Genomic DNA, 23,234 nt, shown 5'->3' on the forward strand with positions numbered 1-23,234 from the left:
GCTAGCGAGCGCGCGAAGCGCAGCTCTGCTAGAATCTCGGCTGGCGGGCCCCTTCGCATGGTTCGACGGTGAACCTGGTCAGGTCGGGAACGAAGCAGCCATAGTCGTTTAGGGTCAGTGCCGGAGTAAGGCTCGCCAACCGGATTCTTCAAGGCAGTAGCGTTTGCTACATTGCTTTCATAGGGGACGGGGTTATTTTCCAAGGATTCGTTCCACGGGAATAAGCCCGTCCCCTTTGCATTCCAGCCCGCTCGATCAACGGGTTCAACAATCAGGCTCTACAATCCAGCCATGACTTATCTGGTATTGGCCCGCAAGTGGCGGCCGCGATCGTTCGATACCCTGGTGGGACAGGATCACGTGGTGCGCGCGCTTACCCATGCGCTCGACACACAACGCCTGCATCACGCCTGGCTGTTCACCGGCACCCGAGGCGTCGGCAAGACCACGCTCTCGCGCATCCTGGCCAAATCGCTCAATTGCGAAACCGGCATCACCTCCAAGCCCTGTGGCGTCTGCCGCGCCTGCACCGAGATCGATTCGGGCCGCTTCGTCGACTACCTTGAGCTGGACGCCGCGTCCAACCGTGGCGTCGAGGAAATGACGCAGCTCCTGGAGCAGGCGGTCTACGCGCCGGGCGCGGGACGCTTCAAGGTCTACATGATCGACGAAGTCCACATGCTGACCGGGCACGCGTTCAACGCGATGCTCAAGACGCTGGAAGAGCCGCCGCCGCACGTCAAGTTCATCCTGGCCACCACCGATCCGCAGAAGATACCGGTGACGGTTTTGTCGCGCTGCCTGCAATTCAATCTGAAGCAGATGCCGGCCGACTCCATCGTGGGCCATCTGCAGGCCGTGCTCGGCCAGGAAGACGTGGGCTTTGAAATTCCGGCCTTGCGTTTGATCGGGCAGGCCGCGTCGGGCTCGATGCGCGACGCCTTGTCGCTGACCGACCAAGCCATTGCCTACAGCGCGGGCAACCTCACCGAGGATGCCGTGCGCGGCATGCTCGGCACCATCGACCAACGCCACCTTGTTCGCCTGCTCGATGCCCTGGCTTCGGGCGATGCGAAGGGCGTGCTGGCCGTGGCCGACGAACTCGCCATTCGCGGACTGTCGTATGCCGGTGCGCTGGCCGACCTGGCCGTGCTGCTCTCGCGCGTGGCGATCGAGCAGCGCGTGACGGGCGTCACCGCCGCCGAAGATCCGCTGGCCGCCGACATCGCCCGCCTGGCGCAGGCGCTCCATCCGGACGCCGTGCAGCTGTTCTACTCCGTCGCCGTGCATAGCCGCGGCGAACTGACGCTGGCGCCCGACGAATACGCGGGCTTCATCATGGCGTGCCTGCGCATGCTGGCGCTCAATGGCGATGCCGGCCCGCAGACCGCGCTGGAAGCACCCGCCGCGCCTGCGCGGCAGGCGGCGGAACCCGCAGCCGCCATCGCCGCGCCAGCCGCCGCTGCGACCGCGGCCGCAGCGCCTACGGGCGCGGGACAGCCTGCCGCGTCCGCGCCGGACACCGCCGTGGTCGCTCCCCCAGCGTCCGGCGCATCGGTGAACCCTGCTGAGGCCGTCAATGTTTCGGCGGGCGACGCCGCTGCCGACGGTGCTTCGGTCAACGAGGCGCCGGCATCCGCATCAGCATCCACGTCCCCATCAGCGTCCGCGACCGTTGGCGCTCCGTCGGAATCTTCCGCCGCCTCCGCTGCGCCCGCGCAACCCGCCGCCGTCGCACCGTCGCAATCGCCTGCCGCGCCCGCCTCGCAATCCGCAGACAGCAGCAGCGTCCCGCCTTGGGAAGACCTGCCGCCAGACGCCGCGCATGCAGGCGTGGGCGCAGCGACGTCCGATGCACCGACGAACAACGCGGCGCCACACGCTGTGACGACCGCCACTGCATCGACGGCCGCCGCATCGACCGCCACTGCAGCGACCCCCGCCGCATCGACCCCCGACGCCGCGACGCCACACGCACCGTCCGCCAAACCGCAGGGCTCCGCTGCCCTGGCCGTGACACCGGCCGCCGCAGCGATCGCCCCGGCATTGGAAGACGCTGACGGTCCGCCGTCCTGGGTCGACGAAGAAATCCCCTTTGAAGCCGAAGGCGGATTCATCCCCGACAGCGGCTTCACGTCCGATCCGGACGACGATTTCGAAACCCTGGCCACGTCGCCCTCGACGTCGCCCGCACCCGCTCCGTCCGCCGCCCGCCGCGATGGCCCCGCGCCCGCGCGCAAGCGTCAGTCGCGTGCGCCTCGCCTGACGGACATGGACTCGGCGTCCTGGCCCGAGCTGGCCGCGCGCCTGCCCGTGACGGGCCTGGCCTCGGAACTGGCGCGCCAGAGCGAATGGGCCGGCGTGCAGGGCGATGCCATCATCCTGCGCGTGGCCGTCAAGACGTTGGCCGAAAGCGAAAGCCGCGTGAGGCTGCAGACCGTCCTGTGCGAACATTTCGGACAGGGCATCCGGCTGGACGTGCAGGTTGGCGTCACCGGCGACGCCACGGCGTTTGCCGTGGCCCAGGCCGAAAGCGCGGCGCGCCAGCTTGCGGCCGAAAACGCCGTGGCCGACGATCCCTTTGTACAAGCGCTGTTGGCGGACTTCGGCGGCCATGTCGTCGCTGGCTCGATCCGCCACGTTGATTCAGCGGCCGCCGCCTGACGCAGCGGCCAACCTCATTCCCCTCGATCAAGGAAGCTCCCATCATGATGAAAGGACAACTCGCCGGCCTGATGCGCCAAGCGCAGCAGATGCAGGAAAACATGAAGAAGGCGCAGGATGCGCTGGCCGACATCCAGGTCGATGGCGCCTCGGGCGGCGGCCTGGTGAAGGTCACCATGACCTGCCGCCACGACGTCAAGCGCGTCGAAATCGACCCGTCGCTGCTGGCCGACGACAAGGACATGCTGGAAGACCTGGTCGCCGCCGCGTTCAACGACGCGCTGCGCAAGGCCGAAGCCACGTCCCAGGAAAAGATGGCCTCGGTGACCGCCGGCATGCCGCTGCCCCCGGGCATGAAGCTGCCGTTCTGATTGCCGTTGCCGTAGGCTGCAATGGATCCCTTACTGCCTGAACCCGAGCCGCTGGTCTCGCTGATCGAAGCGCTGCGGCGCCTGCCCGGCGTGGGCGTGCGGTCGGCCAGACGCATGGCATATCACCTGTTGCAGCATGATCCGCAAGGCGCGGACATGCTGGGGCGGGCGCTCGCCGGCGCGGTGCGGGATCTGAAGCACTGCGCGCGCTGCAACAGCTTTTCCGAAGACGAGGTCTGCGCTACCTGCTCCAATGCCAAGCGCGATCCCTCGCTGCTGTGCATCGTCGAAACGCCGGCCGACCAGAACATGATCGAGTCCAGCCACGGCTACCGTGGCCTGTACTACGTGCTCATGGGCCGGGTCGCGCCGCTGGAAGGCATCGGCCCGCGCGAACTGGATTTCGAGCGCGTGATCAAGCGCGCGACCGACGGAGTGGTGCAGGAAGTCATCCTGGCCACCAACTTCACCGCCGAAGGCGAGACCACCGCGCATTTTCTGGGCGAGGCCCTGGGCGAGCGCGGCCTGCGGGTCACGCGTCTGGCGCGTGGCGTGCCCGCCGGCAGCGAGCTTGAATACGTCGACGCCGGCACCATCGCCTGGGCTCTGATGGAGCGCAAGACCACCTGACGCTCGCGGTACCAGAACGCCCGCCGGCAACGCATCGGCCGGGCAACCAATGTGAGGAAGACAACCCATGTCAGCGCTGACCGGACTGAAAGTCCTGGAACTCGGCACGCTCATCGCCGGCCCATTCGCCGCGCGCATCTTCGGCGAATTCGGCGCCGACGTCATCAAGGTGGAGACCCCGCACGGGCCGGACGGCACGGGAGGCGGCGATCCCATCCGCAGCTGGCGCCATCTGCACGAGGGCAATTCCCTGTGGTGGACGGTGCAGGCCCGCAACAAGCAATCCATCGCGCTCAATCTGAAGGACCCGCGCGCGCAAGAGATCGCCCGCAAGCTGGCGCTGGACGCCGATGTGGTGGTCGAGAACTACCGCCCGGGCGTTCTCGAAAAGTGGGGGCTCGGCTACGAACAGCTGCGAGCCATCAATCCCGCGCTCATCATGGTTCGCCTATCCGGCTACGGCCAGACGGGACCTATGAAGGATCAGCCCGGCTTTGGCGCCATCGGCGAATCCATGGGCGGGCTGCGTTACGTGTCGGGCCACCCCGACCGCCCGCCGCTGCGGGTCGGCATCTCCATCGGCGATTCCATCGCGGCGCTGCATGGCGTGATCGGCGCGATGATGGCGCTGCGCCACCGCGACGCCACCGGCGGCCGCTGGAACGGCAAGACGGGCGACGAATGCCAGGCAGGGCAGGGCCAGATGGTTGACGTGGCGCTCTACGAAGCCGTCTTCAACATGATGGAAAGCCTGGTCCCCGAGTATGATGTGGCCGGCGTGGTGCGCGAGCGCACCGGCGGCGCGCTGCCCGGCATCGTGCCCTCCAACACCTACACCACGCGCGATGGCCAGAACATCGTCATCGCCGGCAATGGCGACGCGATCTTTCATCGCCTGATGCGGGCGATCGGCCGCGACGACCTGGCCGAGGATCCGGACCTGGTGCGCAACGATGGCCGCGCGCGGCGCGTCCAAGAGATCGACGGCGCGATCCAGCAATGGTGCGATGGACGCGGCATCGAAGCGGCGCTTGAAGCCCTGAAACGCGCCGACGTGCCGGTCGGCAAGATCTATAGCGTGGCCGACATGTTCAGCGATCCGCAGTTCCTTGCGCGCCGCATGATCGAGCAGCACCGCCTGGCCGACGGCAGTCCCGTGAAGCTGCCCGGCGTGGTGCCCAAACTCTCGGAGACGCCCGGCCAGACGCGCTGGGTGGGCCCGGAATTAGGGGAACATACCGAGGAAGTCCTGAAATCGCTGGGGTATGATTCAGCGGCTATCGACGAGCTGGCGAAGACCGGCGCTATCGGAATATCCGACAACCAGGAGACAAAGCAATGACAGTCACCCGCCGTGAACTGCTCAAGATTGCCGGCGCTGCCGGCGTCATGAGCATGGCCCCTGCCATCGTGCGCGCGCAGAAGCTTGAAAAGACCAAGGTCCAGATCGCAGTCGGCGGCAAGCCGCTGATCTATTACCTCCCGCTGACGATCGCCGAGGTGCGCGGTTACTTCAAGGACGAAGGGCTGGACGTCAGCATCGCGGACTTTGCCGGCGGCTCCAAGGCCCTGCAGGCCGTGGTGGGCGGCAGCGCCGACGTGGTCTCGGGCGCCTTCGAGCACACGCTGTCCATGCACTCGAAGGGTCAGGCCTATCGCGCCTTCGTGCTGCAAGGACGCGCGCCGATGATCGGCGTGGGCGTCTCCAAGAAGAATATTCCGGGCTACAAGGGCCCTGCCGACCTGAAGGGCAAGAAGATCGGCGTGACCGCGCCGGGCTCGTCCACCAACATGGTCGTCAGCTTCTTCCTCGCCAAGCATGGCCTGAAGGCCTCCGACGTGTCCTTCATCGGCGTGGGCGCCGGCGCGGGCGCGGTGACTGCCGTGCGCAGCGGCCAGATCGACGCCATCTCCAACACGGACCCGGTGGTCTCGATGCTGGAATTGCCCGGCGACATCCAGATCATCGTCGACACGCGTACGCTCAAGGACACGCAGGAAATCTTCGGCGGCAACATGCCCGCCGGCTGCCTGTATGCGCCGCAGACGTTCATCGACGCCAATCCCAACACCGTCCAGGCGCTGACCAACGCAATCGTGCGCGCCGACAAGTGGATTCAGAAGGCCGGCCCCGAGGAGATCGCCAAGGTCGTGCCCGAAACCTACCTGCTGGGCGACCCGGCCATCTACAAGGCCGCGCTCGGCAAGAGCATGGAAGGCCTGTCGCCCGACGGCATGATCCCCGAAGACGGCGCGGCCACCGCGCTCAAGGCGCTGGCCGCCTACCAGGCTGACTTCAACGGCTCGAAGGTCGATCCGTCGAAGGTGTGGACCAACGATTTCGCGCGCCGCGCCAACGAGAAGTATGCCAATGGCTGAAGCCGCACTGTCGCTGGAAAACATAAGTTGCACCTTTGTCTCGCGTGACGACCGGTCGCAGCGCTACACCGCGGTCAGCGACACGACCCTGGCCATCGCGCCAGGCGAGTTCGTGTCCGTGGTGGGCCCGACCGGTTGCGGCAAGTCCACGTTGCTCAACGTCAGCGCCGGCCTGTTGGCGCCGTCGTCGGGGCAGGTGAAGGTCTTTGGCCAGCCGCTGGTTGGCATCAACGAACGTGCGGGCTACATGTTCCAGGGCGAGGCGCTCTTGCCCTGGCGCAGCGCCCTCGACAACGTCATCGCCGGCCTGGAATTCGCCAACGTGCCCCGCGCCGAGGCGTTGGACCGCGGACGTGAATGGATGCGCCGCGTCGGCCTGGGCGGTTTCGAGGGCCGCTATCCGCACCAGATGTCGGGCGGCATGCGCAAGCGCGCCATGCTGGCGCAGACGCTGATCCGCGACCCCGACATCATCCTCATGGACGAACCGTTCTCGGCGCTGGACATCCAGACGCGCCAGCTCATGGAGAACGAGGTCCTGGACCTGTGGATGGCCAAGCGCAAGGCGGTGCTGTTCATCACCCATGACCTGGACGAAGCCATCGCCATGAGCGACCGCGTGATCGTGCTGTCCGCCGGTCCTGGCACCCATCCCATCGGAGAATTTGCCATCGATCTGCCACGTCCGCGCGACGTGGCCGAAGTGCGCATCGACCCGCGTTTCGTCGAACTGCACGCCGCCATCTGGGGTGTGCTGCGCGAGGAAGTGCTCAAGGGCTATGCCCAACAGAAGCGAGCCTGAGCCATGGCCAAACTGAACAAATCCGGTTCCGGCAGCCTGCGCATCTGGCAATTGCTGCTTCTCGTCATCATCCTGGCCGTCTGGCATTTTGCGTCGCGCGATCCGAAGGTTGCCTTCTTCTTCGGCGAACCGCTGAAGGTGTGGGGGCGCATCTGGGCGTGGTTCGTCACCAACGCCGACATCTACAACCACTTGGCCGTGACGCTGACCGAAACCGTGCTGGCGTTTTTCATCGGCACGATCGCGGGTCTGGCCTTCGGCTTGTGGCTGGGGCTGTCGCCGCGCGCCAGCGCAATCCTGGATCCCTACATCAAGGCGGCGAATTCAATGCCGCGCGTCATCCTGGCGCCTATTTTCGGCATGTGGTTCGGTCTGGGCATCTGGTCCAAGGTGGCGCTGGCCGTGACGCTGGTGTTCTTCATCGTGTTCTTCAACGTCTACCAGGGCGTGCGAGAAGTCAGCCCCACCTTGCTGGACAATGCCCGCATGCTGGGCGCACGCAAGCGCCAGTTGCTGCGCCATGTGTACCTGCCGTCGGCGACAAGCTGGGTGTTTTCCAGCCTGCACACCTCGGTGGGTCTGGCGTTCGTGGGCGCAGTCGTCGGCGAATACCTGGGCTCGGCAAGCGGTGTCGGCTACCTGATCCTGCAGGCCGAAGGCACGTTCGACGTGAACACCGTGTTTGCTGGCATCATCGTGCTGACGGCCTTTGCGTTGATCCTGGACACGATCGTCGGGGTCGGCGAGAAGCGCCTGATGAAGTGGCAGCCCAAGTCGGGCGAAACCGAGAAACTGTAATCCGCCGTGCGGCGCGCTGCCGGGCTCAGGCCCGCAGCGCGCCCTGACTGCGCAGCCAGCCGGTCAGGCTGTCGAAGGCGTCGCGGGCGCCTTGCAGCGCCTGTTCCTCGCGGCCCAGCGCGCCAGCCTCGCTGTCCAGGTACAGCAGAAACTCCTTCCACAACGGTCCCACCTGTTCGCCATACCCGTGCAAGTAGCGCTGAGGCAGATCGGGCGCCACCGCTTGCAGACGCTTGGCCAGGAACCGGCCGCCCAACTGCGAACCCTCGACAACGTACGCGACGCCCAGTGCATAGGCGTCCGCCGCCGCCACCTGCGGCGAGTGTTCGCAATGAACGATTGATGCGGCATCGCCCGCCGCTTTCAGGTCTTCGTGCAGCCAGACAGTCTTGCCGGCCCGCTCACCAGCACGCAGGGATGCCGGCCAGTCCAGTTGCCAGAGCCGTCGCTCCAACGGTTCCAGCCATCCCAGCAGCGCGCGCAGATAGGCCAGATAGTGGCCGCGGTCGACGTGATCTTCGGCAAGCGCCAGACCTTGGTCCAGCGTTTCGTGACGTTCGCGGGTGCCTTCGCGCAGCACCTGATGGACGGGAGAAATCATGAGGCTCGTGACGTGAAGGGTGGGTGGGGGCGGTTGAACCGGCAAAGTGACAGCGGCAGGGTTGCCGCGCCGGGGTTAGCACGGCAAATGCAGCGACCAGCAACGGTCCTGATGCTCCAGGCGCCAGCCCGCAGCGGCTGCAAGCAACTCGACTTCTTGCGGATCGAAGGCCCCGGGCTGATCCGCGGCCGGCTCGCCCTCGGGCACGCGAGCGCGCCACACGCCGGGCTCGGACGCGTCCATTTCGAGGTGGGCATCCGCGGGCACCAGCGGCAACAGGCACAACAGCCATGCCAGGACCAGATATCGCGTGCTGAACAGGGGCACGTCGGCGTGCGCCACCTGCTCGGGCCAGCGGATGCCGTGGCTCGACAGCAGCAGGTGCGAAAACATCAGCTTGCGGCAGTCGTGCAGCAGGTCGCCGCTGGAAGTCATGGCGCCGCCGTCGCTCAGCCAGCCATCCAGCTCGCGCACCATGCCTACGCTTTCGTCGAGCATGTCGGAAAGATCGCCGGCAAGCCGCTCGCAGCGCTGCTGGATGGCTTCGCCGGTGGCTCCTTCAGGCGCCTGGCGCAGCATGGCGGCAGCGAGCGACGCGCTGGACAGCGGGCCCAGGACTTCGTGGCGCAGCACGGGAAAGATCTGGCTAAGCACCTTGAGCTGCACGCCCTTCACGGCCAGCAGGCCAAGGGTGTTGGAATGAATCATGAAAGAACCGTCAATTGGCCTCGTGCAGAATGGCCAGGAGCGCGTCGGGGTCCGCGGGCTTTTCGATCCATCCGGTGAAGATGCCGTTGATGGCATCGCGTCGTTCGTGCCGTGCCAGGCCGCTCAGCGCATAGATGCGAGGCGGGTTGGCGCGTTCGCGCAGGCGCTTGGCCAGCTCGTAGCCGTCCATGTCGGGCAGCAGGATGTCCAGCAGCACGGCATCCGGCGTGAACGTGTTGACCAGCTCCAGGGCTTCGGCCCCGGTGGCGGCGCACCGCGTTTCCAGGTTGGAAAGCGCGAGGAACTCGGCTAGCAGTTCCGATCCCATTTCGTTGTCGTCCACCAGCAGGACCCGCATGGCGCGCACTTCGTTCAAGTTATGTCTCCCAGATTCAAGAGGGGGTTGTTTCGGGCATGGCGCGGGGCAGCGTGACCGTGAAGATGACGAGCCCGTCGCGGCATTGGACCGCAATGTTGCCGCCGTGGTCGCGCACGACCTGTTCGGCAATGTACAGGCCCAGCCCAAGGCCGGTTCGGTTACGCGACTGGCCCACCGATTCCGGCTTGAAGGGCGAGAACAGGTGCGCAAGCACGTCTTCGGCGATCGGCCCGCCATGATTGGTGACGCTGAGCGTAATGCCGTCGCCGGATGTTGCGGCGGTCACCAGGATGGGCTGTCGCGGCGCGCCGTGCTGGCGCGCGTTGCTCATCAGGTTGGTCACTACCTGCGCGATGCGATCGGTATCGGCCATGAGCGTCAGGCCGTCCGGCACGTCGGGTTCGATGCGCAGGCCGGGGTAGGCCTGGCGCTTTTCCTCGATCAGGCCATTCACCAATGTGGACAGGTCGCACAGCCTTTTTTCGATGCCCAGGCCCAGTCCGCCCTGCAGGCGGGACAGGTCCAGCACTTGCGAGATCAGGCGCTGCATCCGGCCGCTGGAATAGCGGATGCGCTCGCCCATGCGCGCGCCGGTATCGGTGCGCGATAGCAGCGTCGCGGCCATGGAGATGGATTGCAGGGGGTCGCGCAGGTCGTGGCCAAGCATGGCGAGCAGCGCCGAGCGAGCCCGGTCCACGTCGGCGGTGCGGCTGGTCGAAATGTGTGAGAGCTCGTCGCGCAGATTGTCCACGGCCTCAAGCTCGGTGGGCAGCCAGGACAGGCAGACGCCGCGCACGACCTCGCGCCACGCCTCGAACGAGCCGCGCGGCGTCAGCCGCGGACCTAGGGCGCCCACTGCGTACTGCTTTTCCGGTTTGCCGCCCCAGACCAGGGTTTCGATCTGTTCCTTGCGCAGCCAGATCAGCCAGCCATTGTTCATGGGGTCGAACTTGCAGGCGAGCAGGCCCGCGTACGGGACGAGGTCGGTCTGCAGTTCGGGGTAGTCGCGCGCAATGTTGGTGGTGTGCACCACGCGCTGCCCGCTGTGGTCCAGCGCGTGCAGAATGCCGGCCAGTTCACCGCGCGGGGCAATGCCGCCAAAGACGGTGACGCTGTTGCCCCAAAGGCAAAGCGCGGCGTCGTTCGGAACCAGCGCGGCAGGCGTTTCGTCGCCGCGCGACAGCGCCTGGTGCACGTTTTCCGAAGCCGACACCTGCTCGGCAAGCACGCTGACCAGCGCGGCGCTCTTGCGGGATTGCTCTGCCCGCTCATTCGCTTCGATGCCGGACACGGTGGCGGATACGACCTGCGCCATGGCTTCGCACGCCAGGCGGGCGGGGTAGGGAACGGCGCGCGGCGTGTGGTGATGGCAGGCGATCATGCCCCACAGGCGGCCGCCGATCACCAGCGACAGGCTCATCGATGCCCGCACGCCCATGTTCGCCATGTACTCCAGATGGATCGGCGACACGCTGCGCAGGACCGAAAAGCTCATGTCCAGCTCGCGCGGCGCCGGCGACGGCGCGCTCAGCACGCGCACGGGGTGGTAAGTCGCGTCGGCGATCAGCCGCAGCGTGTTCACCGTGTAAAGCCGGCGCGCTTGCGCGGGGATGTCGCCGGCCGGATAGCGGCGGCCCACCCAGTCGTCCAGATCCGCGCGGCGCTGTTCGGCCACGATCTCGCCGCTATCGTCGGGATGGAAGCGATACGCCATCACCCGGTCAAAGCCCGTGGCGCGCTGGATTTCGCGCACCATGCTGTCCAGCAGCGAGGGAATGTCGCGCTGCCGGCGCACGCGTTCGATGCTGCGGTAGATACGCTCGGGCGAGGCAATGCCGACGCAGTCGGCGCGGCGTTCGAGCTCGACAATGGTCAGCCCGTCGATGTTGCGATGGCCGATCACGTCACACATGGCGCGATCCAGCGTGATGGTCAGCGGATCAAAAATGGGGTCGGAGTTGCCCAGCCAGTTGGACAGGCAGTAGGCAAGGCCCGGCGGCAGCGCCTCGGGCTTGCAGGGCTGGTCCAGCGTCAGGCATGTGTCCAGAATCTGGGCGGCGTTTTCGCTGGCGTAGCGCAGCACGCCGTCCGCGTCGAACGCGAGCAAGGCCCCAAGCGGCTGGATGGCGCCCGGTATGTGTATCGGTTCGCTGTCGCAGTTGGCGAGAGTGAATTGGGGGTAGGATTCTGTCGGCGCATTCATTCGTGCGGGGTACCGTAGACGCGCAGGTGTGGTGCCATTATGTCAAAGATATTGTGAGAATGTGTGCATTTGCTGCCCTCTATCCCTTTGGAGTTCGCATGGCCCGCTTGCCCTACGCTGATCTGACTCATCCCGAAGCACGGCCCCTGGTGGACCGCATCGTCGCCGAACGCGGAAGCGTGCTGCACCTGTATCAGATGCTGCTGCACAGCCCGGCCGTGGCCGGCGGCTGGTTGAATTACCTGACTTCCATCCGTCAGCTCAGTTCCTTGCCGGGCGATCTGCGCGAGCTCGTGATCATGCGGGTTGCCGCGATCAACGGAGCGCCTTACGAGGCCGACCAGCATGCGCCGATCGCCCTGAAGGAAGGCGTGTCCCAGGCGCAACTCGATGCGCTGGACGCCTGGGAAGATTCCGACCTGTTCAGCCAGCGTGAACGGGCAGTGCTGGCCTACACCGACGCCATGACCCGGCAAGTCCAGGTGCCCGAGCCGGTGTTTCAGGCTGCGCGGGCGGCCATGGGATCTGAAAAGCTGATCGTCGAACTGACGGCGACGGTGGCGGCCTACAACATGGTGTCGCGCTTCCTGGAAGCGCTGCAGGTACATTCCCACGATCACCGCTAAGTGCACGGTGCGCGGCCTTAGCCGCGCGCCGCGCACTTGCCTGCCGCGTCAGCCGCGTTGGGCTTCGATCAGCGCATCCAGCTTAATGGCATCGGCCACAAACAGGCGGATTCCTTCGGACAGTTTCTCGCTGGCCATTGCATCGTCATTGAGCAGCGTGCGGAACGTTACTTCGTCCGCGCCGATGCGCGCCATGCTGCCGCTTGCATCGCCGGCGCGAAGCTGGGCGGGCGCATCGCCCTCGGTGGCGGCCAGCTTGTTCAGCAGGTCCGGACTGATTGTCAGCAGGTCGCAGCCGGACAACGCAAGAATCTGCCCCACGTTGCGAAAGCTCGCACCCATGATCTCGGTCGGGATTTCAAAGTGCTTGTAGTAGCGATAGATATTGGTGACGGACTGCACGCCCGGGTCACGCGCGCCCGTGTTGTCGTCTTCCACCCAGTTCGCGCCGGCCGATTTCTTGTACCAATCGTAGATCCGGCCGACAAAAGGCGAAATGAGCTGCACGCGCGCATCGGCGCAGGCGACCGCCTGGGGCAGCGAGAACAGCAGGGTCAGGTTGCAGCGGATGCCCTCGGACTGCAACACGCGGGCGGCCTGGATGCCTTCCCAGGTGGAGGCAATCTTGATCAGCACGCGCTCGCGCGGGATGCCGGCGGCCTCGTACAGGGCGATCAGGCCGCGGGCGCGTTCGATGGTGGCGCGGGTGTCAAACGACAGGCGGGCGTCGACCTCGGTCGACACGCGGCCCGGCACGATGTCCAGGATCGCGCGGCCGAAGGCGACCAGCAGGCGATCCATGAGTTCGGCGGTGGAGGCGCCGCGGTGTTCCCGCGCGGTCTTTTCCAGCAGCGGGCGGTAGGCGTCCTGCTGGACGGCCTTGAGAATCAGGGACGGGTTGGTGGTCGCGTCGGTGGGACGCAACGCCTTCATGGCTTCGAAATCGCCGGTGTCGGCAACAACGGTGGTGTGGTCACGCAGGGCGTCAAGTTGGCTGGGCATGGACTTATACGACTCGCAGCTGGCTAGGGTTGAAGGTGCTCCTAGCGTATCACCGACGCTACCGGGCCGCTGTCCCCCGCAAGGCCGAGGGGCACCGCCGCAGGCCGCGCAACAGCGCGGCAAAACAGCGGAAAAACCTTGTTTCGGCCTTATTTGGCGCGGTTCTCCGGGAAAAACGGCCGGTCAAGGTATAATCCGAAGGTTTGATTATCGATTCTAAAACCGGGGTTTACTGTGCTGCCGCAACTCTTTCCCGAGGGGATCAACCGCTTCCCTCCTGCAATTCTGGCTCTGGCGGACGGTACCATTTTTCGAGGCGTGTCGATCGGTGCGCCTGGCCATACCGTTGCCGAAGTGGTGTTCAACACCGCGATGACCGGGTACCAGGAAATTCTCACCGATCCCAGCTATAGCGGTCAGATCGTCACGCTGACCTATCCGCACATCGGCAATACCGGCGTCAACGCCGAAGACGTGGAATCCAACCGCGTCTACGCCGCCGGCCTGGTGGTACGCGACTGCCCCGCGCGCGTGTCGAACTTCCGTTCCACGCAATCCTTGCCCGACTACCTGACCGAGCAGGGCATCGTTGCCATTTCCGGCATCGACACCCGCAAGCTCACGCGCATCCTGCGCGAAAAGGGCGCCCAGGGCGCATGCATCTTCGTGGGTTCCGACGCCGAACGCGCCGTTGAACTCGCCCGCGGCTTTCCCGGCATGGCCGGCCAGGATCTGGCCAAGGTCGTGTCCATCAAGGAAAGCACCGGCTGGACCGAAGGCACCTGGCAGCTCGAAGGCGGGTTCACGTCGCCCGACCAGTCCAAGTTCCACGTGGTCGCCTACGACTACGGCGTCAAGAGCAACATCCTGCGTCTCCTGGCCGACCGCGGCTGCCGCATCACGCTGGTGCCGGCCCAGACCACCGCCGAAGACGTCTTCAAGCTCAATCCCGACGGCGTGTTCCTGTCCAACGGCCCCGGCGACCCCGAGCCCTGCGACTACGCCATCGACGCCACCCGCGCCTTCCTGGACAAGAAGCTGCCGGTGTTCGGCATCTGCCTGGGCCACCAGATCATGGGCCTGGCGGTGGGCGGCAAGACCGTCAAGATGAAGACGGGCCATCACGGCGCCAACCACCCGGTGCAAGACCTCGCGTCCAAGCGCGTGTTCATCACCAGCCAGAACCACGGTTTCGGTGTCGACGCAGCCAGCCTGCCCGCCAACGCGCGCGTGACGCACGTCTCGCTGTTCGACGGCACGCTGCAAGGCTTCGAGCTCACCGACCGCCCGGCCTTCTGCTTCCAGGGTCACCCCGAAGCCAGCCCGGGTCCGCACGACATCCTCGAGCTGTTCGACAAGTTCATCAGCCTGATGTCCGGCCAAAAGTAAAGACTGCATCATGCCCAAGCGTACAGACCTAAAAAGCATTCTCATCATCGGCGCCGGCCCCATCATCATCGGGCAGGCCTGCGAATTCGACTACTCCGGCGCGCAAGCTTGCAAGGCGCTCAAGGCCGAGGGCTATCGCACCATTCTGGTGAACAGCAACCCGGCCACGATCATGACGGACCCGGAAACGGCCGACGTCACCTACATCGAGCCCATCACCTGGCAAGCCGTCGAAAAAATCATCGAGCGTGAAAAGCCCGATGCGCTTCTGCCCACGATGGGTGGCCAGACCGCGCTGAACTGCGCGCTGGACCTGGCCCACCACGGCGTGCTCACGAAGCACAACGTCGAACTCATCGGCGCCAACGAGCACGCCATCGAAAAGGCCGAAGACCGCCAGAAGTTCAAGCAGGCCATGACCGACATCGGCCTGGAATCGGCCAAGTCCGGCGTCGCCCACAACATGGACGAAGCCTGGGAAGTGCAGCGCCGCATCGCGGCCGAAGTCGGTACGTCCGGCTTCCCTGCGGTCATCCGCCCCAGCTTCACGATGGGCGGTTCGGGCGGCGGTATCGCCTACAACGCCGAAGAATTCGAAACCATCTGCCGCCGCGGCCTGGAAGCCTCGCCCACTAGCGAGCTCCTGATCGAAGAGTCGCTGCTCGGCTGGAAGGAATTCGAGATGGAAGTGGTCCGCGACAAGGCGGACAACTGCATCATCGTCTGCTCCATCGAAAACCTGGATCCGATGGGCGTCCACACGGGCGACTCCATCACCGTCGCGCCGGCCCAGACGCTGACCGACAAGGAATACCAGATCATGCGTAACGCATCGATCGCGGTGTTGCGTGAAATCGGCGTGGATACCGGCGGCTCGAACGTGCAGTTCGCCGTCAATCCCAAGAACGGCCGCATGATCGTCATCGAGATGAACCCGCGTGTGTCGCGTTCGTCGGCGCTGGCGTCCAAGGCTACGGGCTTTCCCATCGCCAAGGTCGCCGCGCGCCTGGCCGTGGGCTACACGCTCGACGAGCTGCGCAACGAAATCACCGGCGGCGCCACGCCGGCTTCGTTCGAGCCCACCATCGACTACGTGGTCACCAAGGTGCCGCGTTTCGCGTTCGAAAAATTCCCCACCGCCGACGCGCGCCTGACCACCCAGATGAAGTCCGTGGGTGAAGTCATGGCCATCGGCCGCACCTTCCAGGAATCGTTCCAGAAGGCGCTGCGCGGCCTGGAAGTCGGCGTCGACGGCCTCAACCAGAAGACCACCGACCGCGAGAAGCTGCAGGTCGAGCTCGGCGAACCCGGTCCGGAACGCATCTGGTACGTGGGCGACGCCTTCGCGCAAGGCTTCACGCTGGACGAAGTGCACAACATCACGCACATCGACCCGTGGTTCCTTTCGCAAATCAAGGAAATCGTCGACATCGAGCTGGCGCTCGAGCAAAAGACGCTGGCCGACCTGGATTACGCCACGCTGTTTGAACTGAAGCGCCGCGGTTTCTCCGACCGCCGCCTCGCGTTCCTGCTGGATTCGGTTGAATCCGAAGTGCGCAAGCTGCGTCATCAGCTCAACGTGCGTCCGGTCTACAAGCGCGTCGACACCTGCGCCGCCGAATTCGCCACCCGCACCGCCTACATGTACTCCACGTACGAGGAAGAGTGCGAATCCGCGCCCACCGATCGCAAGAAGATCGTGGTGCTGGGCGGTGGCCCGAACCGTATCGGCCAGGGCATTGAATTCGACTACTGCTGCGTGCATGCCGCGCTGGCGCTGCGCGACGACGGGTACGAGACCATCATGGTCAACTGCAACCCGGAAACCGTGTCCACCGACTACGACACCTCCGACCGTCTGTACTTCGAGCCGCTGACGCTCGAAGACGTGCTGGAAATCGTCCACAAGGAAAATCCGGTCGGCATGATCGTCCAGTACGGCGGCCAGACGCCGCTGAAGCTGGCGCGCGCCCTGGAAGCCAACGGCGTGCCCATCATCGGCACCAGCCCCGAATCCATCGACGTCGCCGAAGACCGCGAGCGCTTCCAGAAGCTGCTCAACAAGCTCGGCCTGCGTCAGCCGCCCAACCGTACCGCGCGCACCGAAGGCGAGGCCCTGGCCCACGCCACCGAAATCGGCTACCCGCTGGTCGTGCGTCCCAGCTACGTGCTGGGCGGCCGCGCCATGGAAATCGTGCACGAACAGCAAGACCTCGAGCGCTACATGCGCGAGGCCGTGAAGGTCAGCAATGACTCGCCCGTGCTGCTGGACCGCTTCCTGAATAACGCCACCGAAGTCGACGTGGACTGCCTGGCCGACGGCGAAACCGTCTTCATCGGCGGCGTCATGGAACACATCGAGCAGGCCGGCGTGCACTCGGGCGACTCGGCTTGCAGCCTGCCGCCTTACTCGCTGTCGGCGGACGTCATCGCCGAGATCAAGCGCCAGACCACGATGATGGCCAAGGCCCTGAACGTCAGCGGCCTGATGAACGTGCAGTTCGCCATCCAGGGCGGCGACGTCTACGTGCTGGAAGTGAACCCGCGCGCCTCGCGCACGGTGCCTTACGTCTCCAAGGCCACCGGCCTGCAGCTTGCCAAGATCGCCGCGCGCGCCATGGCCGGCCAGACGCTCGCCGCGCAAGGCATCACGAAGGAAGTCGTGCCGCCTTACTTCTCGGTCAAGGAAGCCGTGTTCCCGTTCGTCAAGTTCCCGGGCGTGGACACCATCCTCGGCCCGGAAATGAAGTCGACCGGCGAAGTGATGGGCGTGGGCATGAGCTTCGGCGAAGCCTTCGTGAAGTCGCAGCTTGCAGCCAGCGTGCGCCTGCCGGAATCCGGTACGGTGTTCATCAGCGTCAAGAACCAGGACAAGCCCCGCGCCGTTGAAGTGGCGCGCGGCCTGCATGCCCTGGGGTTCAAGCTGGTCGCCACGCGCGGCACGGCCGCCGAGATCGAAGCCGCTGGCATTCCGGTGCAGGTGGTCAACAAGGTCACCGAAGGCCGTCCGCACATCGTCGACATGGTCAAGAACGGCGAAATCTCGCTGGTCATCAACACCGTCGAAGAACGCCGCAACGCCATCGTCGATTCGCGGACCATCCGCACCCAGGCACTGGCCGCTCGCGTGACCTTCTTCACGACCATCGCCGGCGCCCGCGCCGCGGTCGAAGGCATGCAGTATCTGCGCCAAGGCCTCGGCCTGCAGGTGTACCCGCTGCAAGAGCTTCACGCTTCCCTGCAGAAGTAAGCCGGCAGTACACAATTAGGGCACGCGAAAGCGTGCCCTAATTTTTTGCAACGCGATAACAGGCAGGTCAGCACATGGACAGAGTCTTCATCACCGGCGCCAGCAGCGGCCTTGGCCGCGCCCTGGCAGCGCAGTACGCTGCCAAGGGCGCCACGCTGGGCTTGCTGGGCCGCCGCGAGGACGCCCTGCGCGAACTGGCGGACAGCCTGCCCGGCAATCACCGATGCTACGCCGTGGACGTGCGCGACCGTCCCGCGCTGCACGCTGCGGCGCAGGACTTTATCGCGTTCTGCCAGGGCAGGGTGGACGTGGTCATCGCCAGCGCCGGCATCAGCGCCGGCACGCTGACCGACCACGGCGAGGATTTCGACGTCTTCAAGGCCATTGTCGACACCAACCTGCTGGCCACCGTGTCCACGTTCGAACCCTTCATCGCGCCGATGCGCGCGGCGGGGGCAGGGCGCCTGGTCGGCATCGCCAGCGTGGCGGGCATACGCGGCCTGCCCGGCGCGGGCGCCTACAGCGCTTCAAAATCGGCGGTGGTGACCTATTGCGAAAGCCTGCGGCTGGAACTGGCCGCGCAGGGCATCAGCGTCGTGACCATCGCGCCCGGCTACATCAAGACGGCCATGACGGCACACAATCCGTATTCGATGCCGTTCCTGATGGAAGCGGACGCCTTCGCATCGCGCGCGCACGCGGCGATCGGCAAGGGGACCAGCTATACGGTGATTCCGTGGCAAATGGGCGTTGTGGCCAAGCTGATGCGCCTGCTCCCCAATGCCGTCTACGACAAACTCGCCCGCAACGCCCCCCGCAAACCGCGCAAGACGGCATGAGGCTAGCTGCGTTGTTCTCAGGTGTCTGACACCCTACGGAAACGATCTTCGTTGTTCTCAGGTGTCTGACACCCTACGGAAACGATCTTCAACCGACGCATCTGCTCCATGGGTGTCAGACGCCTGAGAACATCTGGTGCGCGTGTCTCAATCGGGTGACTGACACCTACAGACACGGGTAGCTGGATCAAGGCACCACGTCGTCGCCCACCTCGGCGGCAATGTGCGTTACATCGCCCCAGTCCAGTACCTCCCACTTGCGGCCGTCCACGCCGACCCGGTTGATGCTGACATTGAGCAGCGCCGCGTCGCGCGGCGCGTTCAGCGGGACGCCCGACGCATGGCGCCAGATGATGTCCAGCACGCCGCCGTGGGTGAACATCAGAATGCGTTCGCCCTCGTGGCGGCTGGCAATATCGTCCACCGTGCTGATGACGCGCGACTGGAACTGGCCGAGCGATTCGCCGCCGTCCAGCGGGCGCAGCGGATCACGGCTCTTCCACGCCGCCGCGGCTTCCGGCGCCAGCACGTCGATGCGCTCATGGTCCAGGCCTTCCAGCACGCCGAAACCCCGCTCGCGGATGCCCGGCTCCACGCGCACGCGCAGGCCAAGCTGCTCGGACACGGGCAGGGCGGTCGCGTGCGCGCGTTGCAGGTCGCTGCTGTAGATCGCGTGGATCGGCGTGTGTTTGGCTTCTTCGTGCAGGCGTGCAGCCAGCAGGCTTGCCTGGTTGATGCCGAATTCGTTCAGGGGAATGTCTTGCCAGCCTTGCAGGCGCCGCTGGCGATTCCAGTCGGTTTCGCCGTGGCGGATGAACCAGATTTCAGTCATTGCAGTCTTGTTGCGGGGATTGAGCCTTATGCCTGGACCGGCGCGATGGGCGTGCGCGGCTTCCAGATGGCTTGAATGATCGAGCTTAACGCGACCAGCGCGGGCTCGCTAGCGCGTTCGTAAGGCAGCATGAAGCCCAGCACCGCGTCCACGCGTGCCTGGCCCCACACGATGAAGTCGCTGGACGCGGCGCCCGCAAGTGCGGTTTCCTCGCGTAACAGCGCGCAGCCCGCGCCGGCCCGCACTAGCGCATCCATGTTGGCCTGGTCGTCGTTCTGCATGACGATGCGCGGCGACAGTCCGTGGCGCTCGAACATATCGCGCAGCAACAGATGCGTGTGGCTGCCGGACGGACCGTCCAGCCACGGCAGTTGCGCCACCTCGCGCCAGCCCCCGCGCTTGAGCACTGCGGCATGCTCGGCGGGCATCGCAATCCGATAGCGCACACTGCGCAGCGGCTGCCACAGCACGCCGCGCGGCGCGTTGGCCGCGATGGTCAGCGCGGCGGGCAGACGGCCGGTGCTGACCTGTTCGGCCAGCGCCGCGGCGGGCTGGGTCTGGGTCTTCAGCTCAACCAGCGGCAGGCGCTGCGTGACTGCGGAGGCTAGCTCGCCCAGGCGCAGGAAATCGGGCTTTTCGCTGGGCACGCCCAGTTCGACGACGCCATGCAGGTTGCCCTGCAATTGCTGCGCCTCGGACTTGAATTGCGCACCCAGCACTAGCAGCGATTCCGCCGTGGGCAGCAGCACCTCGCCCGCCTTGGCCAGGGCCAGACGGCCGCCGTTGCGGTCGAACAGCGCCACGCCCAGGCTCTGCTCCAGCGCCTTGATCTGCGCGGTCACGGCGGGCTGCGTCAGCGACAGCGCCTCGGCCGCCTTCGTCAGGTTGCCCAGCCGGGCGACCGTGACGAAGGCACGGATCTGGTAGATTTCCATGGCCGCGAGTGTAGGTCAGGCCGCCAGCAGCCGCACCTGTGTCGGCTCCAATCCCACCGACACCGGCGCGCCCGCGGGAAACGGCGACAGGCCGGCCAGATGCGCCTGGTCGGCGGTCAGCCGCTGTTCACCCACCTGCACCTGATAGCGCGTGAACTCGCCCAGAAACTCGCTGCTTTCCACGATGCCCGGCAGCCAGACATAGCGCGCATCGCCCAGGCCGTCCGCCATCTCGATCTGCACCGTGTGGGGCCGAAAGCTCGCCGCCAGCCGCGTGGCTGCGGGCGCGTCGCCCGTCAGCGGCAGATGCAGGTCGCCCACGCCATCCACCGCCAGCGTCACGCTGCTGCTGGTGCGCTCGCGCACGTTGCCTTCCAGCACATTCATCGTGCCCACGAAATTCGCCACGAAGCGGTTCACGGGGTAGTCGAACAGCGTGCTCGGCGCACCGATCTGCTGGACCACGCCGTGGTCCAGCACCGCCATCCGGTCGGCGGTGGTCATCGCTTCTTCCTGGTCGTGCGTGACGAAGATCGTTGTGATGCCCAGGCGGCGCTGCAGGCTCAGGAGATCTTGGCGCATCTGCACCCGCAGCTTCTTGTCCAGGTTGGACAGCGGCTCGTCCAGCAGCAGCACCTGGGGTTCGATCACGATGGTGCGCGCCAGCGCCACGCGCTGCTGCTGCCCGCCCGAAAGCTGGTTGGGACGCCGCTTGGCGTATTGCGACAGCCCCACCAGATCGAGCGCGGCTTCCACCTTGGTGCGGATCTCGGCGCGGGGCAGCTTGCGCTCGACCAGGCCGAATGCCACGTTGTCCCACACCGTCATGTGCGGCCACAGCGCATAGTTCTGGAACACCATGCCGATGTTCCGATGCCAGGGCGGGGTGCCGCTGATGTCCTTGCCGTCCACCAGCAACTGCCCCGCGCTGTGCCGGTTGAATCCTGCGATCAGCCGCAGCAGGGTGGACTTGCCCGACCCCGACGGCCCGAGCAGCGCAAAGAACTCGCCCGGCTCGATGCTGATGCTGACGTCCTTGAGCACTTCAGTCTTGCCGTAGGACAGCTGGATGTTGCGGCATTCGACGCTGACTTTCTTCATGCGGATTCCCCTTCATTGCGCGCCGGTTGCTGGCGCTTCGATGCGCGGTCCACCAGCAGGTGCGATACGTATGTGCCGATGCCTACGGCAACCACCGCCAGGACGCCAAGCGCGGCGCCTGGCCCGCGGCCCGCGGCGCTCTGCATGTACAGATAGATGCCATAGCTCATGGGCGCCTGGCTGTCCTTGGTCACCAGCATGATGGTGGCCGACAGTTCCACGGCGGCGGTCACAAAGCTGGTCACGAACCCGGCCAGCATGCCGCCCGCCATCAACGGCACCACCACGCGCCGGATCGTGCTCATGCGCGTGGCGCCCAGCGACTGGGCCGCCTCTTCGAGCGACACATGGATCTGCTGTAACGCCGCCACGCACGAGCGCAGCGCGTACGGCAACCGGCGCACGGAATACGCGAGCATGATGATGATCCACGATGACGTCAGCATCGTCCCCGTGCCCGGCAGCTCGATGCCCCGGAAGGTGCGCAAAAAGCCGATGGCCAGCACGATGCCTGGAATCGCCAGCGCCGCGGACGCCAGAAAATCCAGCCACTGCCGCGCCGGCAGCCGGGTGCGCAGCATCAGGTACGCGATCGCGGTGCCCAGGATCACGTCGATGCCTGCGGCAAGGCCGCAATACAGCAGCGTGTTGGCGATCATGCCCTGCGACTCCGAGAACACGGCCGAATAGTGCGCCAGCGTGTACCCGTCCGGTAGGGGCGCATAGCTCCAGACGCTGGCCAGCGATAACAGCAGCACGCCGATATGCGGCGACAGCACCAGCAGCAGGACCAGGATGATCCATCCATAGGCCAGCACGCTTTCCATCGGACCCAGCTTGCGTTTCTGGATCGAATTGCCGCCCTTCTGCAACGTGGAATAGTCGCGCCCCTTGAGCACGCGCGCCGACAGCCACAGCGCCAGGATCGAAAAGCCCACCATAATCACGCTGATCACATAACCCAGCGGATCCTCAAGCCCCACCTGCGTGATGCGCAGGTACGCCTGCGGCGCCAGCATGTTGGTCGTGCCCAGCACCAGCGGCGTGCCCAAGTCGTCGAAAACCTTCACAAACACCAGCGACGCGCCCGCAACATAGCCGGGCAGGGCCAACGGAAAGATCACGCGCCGAAACAGCCGGAACCCGCGCGACCCCAGGTTGAACGCCGCCTCTTCCATGGCCCCGTCGATGTTGCGCAGCGCCACGACGAGGTTCATCAAAATGAACGGGAAATAGTGGATGGCTTCAACGAAGATGACGCCGTTGAGCCCTTCCATGAACGGAATCGTGAAGCCGAACCAGTCATTGAGCAGCAGGTTCACGCTGCCCGAGCGGCCAAAGATCAGCTGCATGGCCACTGCGCCCACGAAGGGCGGCATGATGAGCGGCAGCACGCCAAGCGTCTGGATCAGCAGCGCGCCGCGAAAATCGAAGCGCACCGTGAAGTACGCCAGCGGCACCGCGATCAGCGACGCCAGCAGCGCCGACCAGCCCGCTACGTACAGGCTGTTGAAGAACGCTTCCCGCATCAACGGCTGGTTGAAGAACGCGCCGAAATGACCGGTGGTGAAGCTGCCGTCGGCGTTGACGAACGCGCTGTGAAAGACCGTGCCCACCGGCACGGCCAGGAAAAGCAGCAGAAAGCCGAACACCAGCAGCGCCGCCAGGACTGGGCCGGCGGGCAGGCGCGAATGGCTCGAATGATTCATCGAGATTCCCGAATAT

At 65.7% G+C, this 23,234-nt stretch carries 20 protein-coding genes and 1 other RNA gene; 12 read left to right on the forward strand and 9 right to left on the reverse strand.

Annotation, left to right across the window (positions count from 1 at the left end; all coding sequences use genetic code 11):
* The first annotated feature begins 42 nt into the window (after positions 1 to 42).
* The 8 genes from ffs (at position 43) to AC6LJW_RS12075 (ending at position 7,644) form a co-directional block, all read left to right on the forward strand.
* An RNA gene (gene ffs, locus AC6LJW_RS12040) (signal recognition particle sRNA small type) lies at positions 43 to 140 on the forward strand.
* A gap of 151 nt (positions 141 to 291) precedes the next feature.
* Positions 292 to 2,664, forward strand: coding sequence for a DNA polymerase III subunit gamma/tau (gene dnaX, locus AC6LJW_RS12045; RefSeq protein WP_498087430.1), 2,373 nt, complete (start codon positions 292 to 294; stop codon positions 2,662 to 2,664).
* 44 nt (positions 2,665 to 2,708) lie between these two features.
* Positions 2,709 to 3,035: a YbaB/EbfC family nucleoid-associated protein gene (locus tag AC6LJW_RS12050; protein WP_056570788.1), complete on the forward strand. Its 327-nt coding sequence runs from the start codon at positions 2,709 to 2,711 to the stop codon at positions 3,033 to 3,035.
* 21 nt (positions 3,036 to 3,056) lie between these two features.
* Complete coding sequence (recR, locus tag AC6LJW_RS12055) at positions 3,057 to 3,665, forward strand: recombination mediator RecR (protein WP_056570786.1); 609 nt, start codon at positions 3,057 to 3,059, stop codon at positions 3,663 to 3,665.
* Between the two features lie 67 nt (positions 3,666 to 3,732).
* Positions 3,733 to 5,007 (forward strand): CaiB/BaiF CoA transferase family protein, encoded by a 1,275-nt coding sequence (locus tag AC6LJW_RS12060; RefSeq protein WP_056570784.1) that lies wholly within the window; start codon positions 3,733 to 3,735, stop codon positions 5,005 to 5,007.
* Entirely contained in the window at positions 5,004 to 6,044 is a 1,041-nt protein-coding gene (locus AC6LJW_RS12065; protein WP_056570782.1) for an ABC transporter substrate-binding protein, read from the forward strand. Before AC6LJW_RS12060 ends, AC6LJW_RS12065 begins: the two co-directional genes overlap by 4 nt.
* Positions 6,037 to 6,846 carry an ABC transporter ATP-binding protein gene (locus AC6LJW_RS12070; protein ID WP_056570777.1) on the forward strand — a complete coding sequence of 270 codons (810 nt, stop codon included), beginning with the start codon at positions 6,037 to 6,039 and terminating at the stop codon, positions 6,844 to 6,846. Before AC6LJW_RS12065 ends, AC6LJW_RS12070 begins: the two co-directional genes overlap by 8 nt.
* Before the next feature lie 3 nt (positions 6,847 to 6,849).
* Complete coding sequence (locus AC6LJW_RS12075) at positions 6,850 to 7,644, forward strand: ABC transporter permease (RefSeq protein WP_056570775.1); 795 nt, start codon at positions 6,850 to 6,852, stop codon at positions 7,642 to 7,644.
* Positions 7,645 to 7,669: 25 nt separating this feature from the next.
* Here the strand turns inward: AC6LJW_RS12075 and AC6LJW_RS12080 are convergent, their stop codons facing one another.
* The 4 genes from AC6LJW_RS12080 to AC6LJW_RS12095 all read right to left on the reverse strand — a co-directional run bounded on the left by AC6LJW_RS12080 (position 7,670) and on the right by AC6LJW_RS12095 (position 11,535).
* Positions 7,670 to 8,245: a biliverdin-producing heme oxygenase gene (locus AC6LJW_RS12080; protein ID WP_498087431.1), complete on the reverse strand. Its 576-nt coding sequence runs from the start codon at positions 8,243 to 8,245 to the stop codon at positions 7,670 to 7,672.
* A 75-nt stretch (positions 8,246 to 8,320) separates the two neighbouring features.
* Positions 8,321 to 8,953 (reverse strand): hypothetical protein, encoded by a 633-nt coding sequence (locus AC6LJW_RS12085; protein WP_498087432.1) that lies wholly within the window; start codon positions 8,951 to 8,953, stop codon positions 8,321 to 8,323.
* A 10-nt stretch (positions 8,954 to 8,963) separates the two neighbouring features.
* Complete coding sequence (locus tag AC6LJW_RS12090; protein ID WP_234015920.1) at positions 8,964 to 9,320, reverse strand: response regulator; 357 nt, start codon at positions 9,318 to 9,320, stop codon at positions 8,964 to 8,966.
* 25 nt (positions 9,321 to 9,345) lie between these two features.
* On the reverse strand, positions 9,346 to 11,535 hold the full coding sequence (locus AC6LJW_RS12095; RefSeq protein ID WP_427987040.1) for an ATP-binding protein: 2,190 nt from the start codon (positions 11,533 to 11,535) through the stop codon (positions 9,346 to 9,348).
* A gap of 98 nt (positions 11,536 to 11,633) precedes the next feature.
* On the opposite strand from AC6LJW_RS12095, the gene AC6LJW_RS12100 reads away from it, so the two are divergent.
* On the forward strand, positions 11,634 to 12,161 hold the full coding sequence (locus tag AC6LJW_RS12100) for a carboxymuconolactone decarboxylase family protein (RefSeq protein ID WP_056570764.1): 528 nt from the start codon (positions 11,634 to 11,636) through the stop codon (positions 12,159 to 12,161).
* A 48-nt stretch (positions 12,162 to 12,209) separates the two neighbouring features.
* On the opposite strand, the gene tal is transcribed toward AC6LJW_RS12100, so the two are convergent.
* Positions 12,210 to 13,163, reverse strand: coding sequence for a transaldolase (tal, locus tag AC6LJW_RS12105; protein ID WP_056570761.1), 954 nt, complete (start codon positions 13,161 to 13,163; stop codon positions 12,210 to 12,212).
* A 234-nt stretch (positions 13,164 to 13,397) separates the two neighbouring features.
* Between tal and carA the strand changes: the two genes are divergently transcribed.
* The 3 genes from carA (at position 13,398) to AC6LJW_RS12120 (ending at position 18,641) form a co-directional block, all read left to right on the forward strand.
* Positions 13,398 to 14,552: a glutamine-hydrolyzing carbamoyl-phosphate synthase small subunit gene (gene carA / locus AC6LJW_RS12110; RefSeq protein WP_056570759.1), complete on the forward strand. Its 1,155-nt coding sequence runs from the start codon at positions 13,398 to 13,400 to the stop codon at positions 14,550 to 14,552.
* A 10-nt stretch (positions 14,553 to 14,562) separates the two neighbouring features.
* Complete coding sequence (carB, locus tag AC6LJW_RS12115; protein WP_498087433.1) at positions 14,563 to 17,802, forward strand: carbamoyl-phosphate synthase large subunit; 3,240 nt, start codon at positions 14,563 to 14,565, stop codon at positions 17,800 to 17,802.
* A 74-nt stretch (positions 17,803 to 17,876) separates the two neighbouring features.
* Positions 17,877 to 18,641, forward strand: coding sequence for an SDR family oxidoreductase (locus AC6LJW_RS12120; RefSeq protein WP_105240135.1), 765 nt, complete (start codon positions 17,877 to 17,879; stop codon positions 18,639 to 18,641).
* Between the two features lie 187 nt (positions 18,642 to 18,828).
* On the opposite strand, the gene AC6LJW_RS12125 is transcribed toward AC6LJW_RS12120, so the two are convergent.
* From AC6LJW_RS12125 to AC6LJW_RS12140, 4 genes are read right to left on the reverse strand one after another with little or no spacing between them, the layout of a single operon-like run.
* A complete protein-coding gene (locus AC6LJW_RS12125) occupies positions 18,829 to 19,473 on the reverse strand; it encodes a histidine phosphatase family protein (protein ID WP_056570753.1) in 645 nt (214 codons plus the stop codon).
* A gap of 26 nt (positions 19,474 to 19,499) precedes the next feature.
* On the reverse strand, positions 19,500 to 20,408 hold the full coding sequence (locus AC6LJW_RS12130; RefSeq protein ID WP_498087434.1) for a LysR family transcriptional regulator: 909 nt from the start codon (positions 20,406 to 20,408) through the stop codon (positions 19,500 to 19,502).
* Between the two features lie 15 nt (positions 20,409 to 20,423).
* Complete coding sequence (locus AC6LJW_RS12135) at positions 20,424 to 21,509, reverse strand: ABC transporter ATP-binding protein (RefSeq protein ID WP_056570750.1); 1,086 nt, start codon at positions 21,507 to 21,509, stop codon at positions 20,424 to 20,426.
* The gene (locus AC6LJW_RS12140) at positions 21,506 to 23,218 is read right to left on the reverse strand and encodes an ABC transporter permease (protein WP_056570748.1); all 1,713 of its coding nucleotides are present in this window, start codon (positions 23,216 to 23,218) and stop codon (positions 21,506 to 21,508) included. Before AC6LJW_RS12140 ends, AC6LJW_RS12135 begins: the two co-directional genes overlap by 4 nt.
* Positions 23,219 to 23,234: the final 16 nt, after the last annotated feature.

The organism is Achromobacter sp. 1012554356 (genome assembly GCF_059760815.1).

Excerpts from the sequence above, each read along its gene's own strand:
- AC6LJW_RS12085 (WP_498087432.1), bottom strand. The coding sequence starts at position 8,953 with ATGATTCATTCCAACACCCTTGGCCTGCTGGCCGTGAAGGGCGTGCAG.
- AC6LJW_RS12060 (WP_056570784.1), top strand. The coding sequence starts at position 3,733 with ATGTCAGCGCTGACCGGACTGAAAGTCCTGGAACTCGGCACGCTCATC.
- dnaX (WP_498087430.1), top strand. The coding sequence starts at position 292 with ATGACTTATCTGGTATTGGCCCGCAAGTGGCGGCCGCGATCGTTCGAT.
- AC6LJW_RS12095 (WP_427987040.1), bottom strand. The coding sequence starts at position 11,535 with ATGAATGCGCCGACAGAATCCTACCCCCAATTCACTCTCGCCAACTGC.
- AC6LJW_RS12120 (WP_105240135.1), top strand. The coding sequence starts at position 17,877 with ATGGACAGAGTCTTCATCACCGGCGCCAGCAGCGGCCTTGGCCGCGCC.
- AC6LJW_RS12080 (WP_498087431.1), bottom strand. The coding sequence starts at position 8,245 with ATGATTTCTCCCGTCCATCAGGTGCTGCGCGAAGGCACCCGCGAACGT.
- AC6LJW_RS12050 (WP_056570788.1), top strand. The coding sequence starts at position 2,709 with ATGATGAAAGGACAACTCGCCGGCCTGATGCGCCAAGCGCAGCAGATG.
- AC6LJW_RS12075 (WP_056570775.1), top strand. The coding sequence starts at position 6,850 with ATGGCCAAACTGAACAAATCCGGTTCCGGCAGCCTGCGCATCTGGCAA.
- AC6LJW_RS12125 (WP_056570753.1), bottom strand. The coding sequence starts at position 19,473 with ATGACTGAAATCTGGTTCATCCGCCACGGCGAAACCGACTGGAATCGC.
- AC6LJW_RS12100 (WP_056570764.1), top strand. The coding sequence starts at position 11,634 with ATGGCCCGCTTGCCCTACGCTGATCTGACTCATCCCGAAGCACGGCCC.
- AC6LJW_RS12135 (WP_056570750.1), bottom strand. The coding sequence starts at position 21,509 with ATGAAGAAAGTCAGCGTCGAATGCCGCAACATCCAGCTGTCCTACGGC.
- recR (WP_056570786.1), top strand. The coding sequence starts at position 3,057 with ATGGATCCCTTACTGCCTGAACCCGAGCCGCTGGTCTCGCTGATCGAA.
- AC6LJW_RS12065 (WP_056570782.1), top strand. The coding sequence starts at position 5,004 with ATGACAGTCACCCGCCGTGAACTGCTCAAGATTGCCGGCGCTGCCGGC.
- tal (WP_056570761.1), bottom strand. The coding sequence starts at position 13,163 with ATGCCCAGCCAACTTGACGCCCTGCGTGACCACACCACCGTTGTTGCC.
- AC6LJW_RS12070 (WP_056570777.1), top strand. The coding sequence starts at position 6,037 with ATGGCTGAAGCCGCACTGTCGCTGGAAAACATAAGTTGCACCTTTGTC.
- AC6LJW_RS12140 (WP_056570748.1), bottom strand. The coding sequence starts at position 23,218 with ATGAATCATTCGAGCCATTCGCGCCTGCCCGCCGGCCCAGTCCTGGCG.
- carB (WP_498087433.1), top strand. The coding sequence starts at position 14,563 with ATGCCCAAGCGTACAGACCTAAAAAGCATTCTCATCATCGGCGCCGGC.
- AC6LJW_RS12130 (WP_498087434.1), bottom strand. The coding sequence starts at position 20,408 with ATGGAAATCTACCAGATCCGTGCCTTCGTCACGGTCGCCCGGCTGGGC.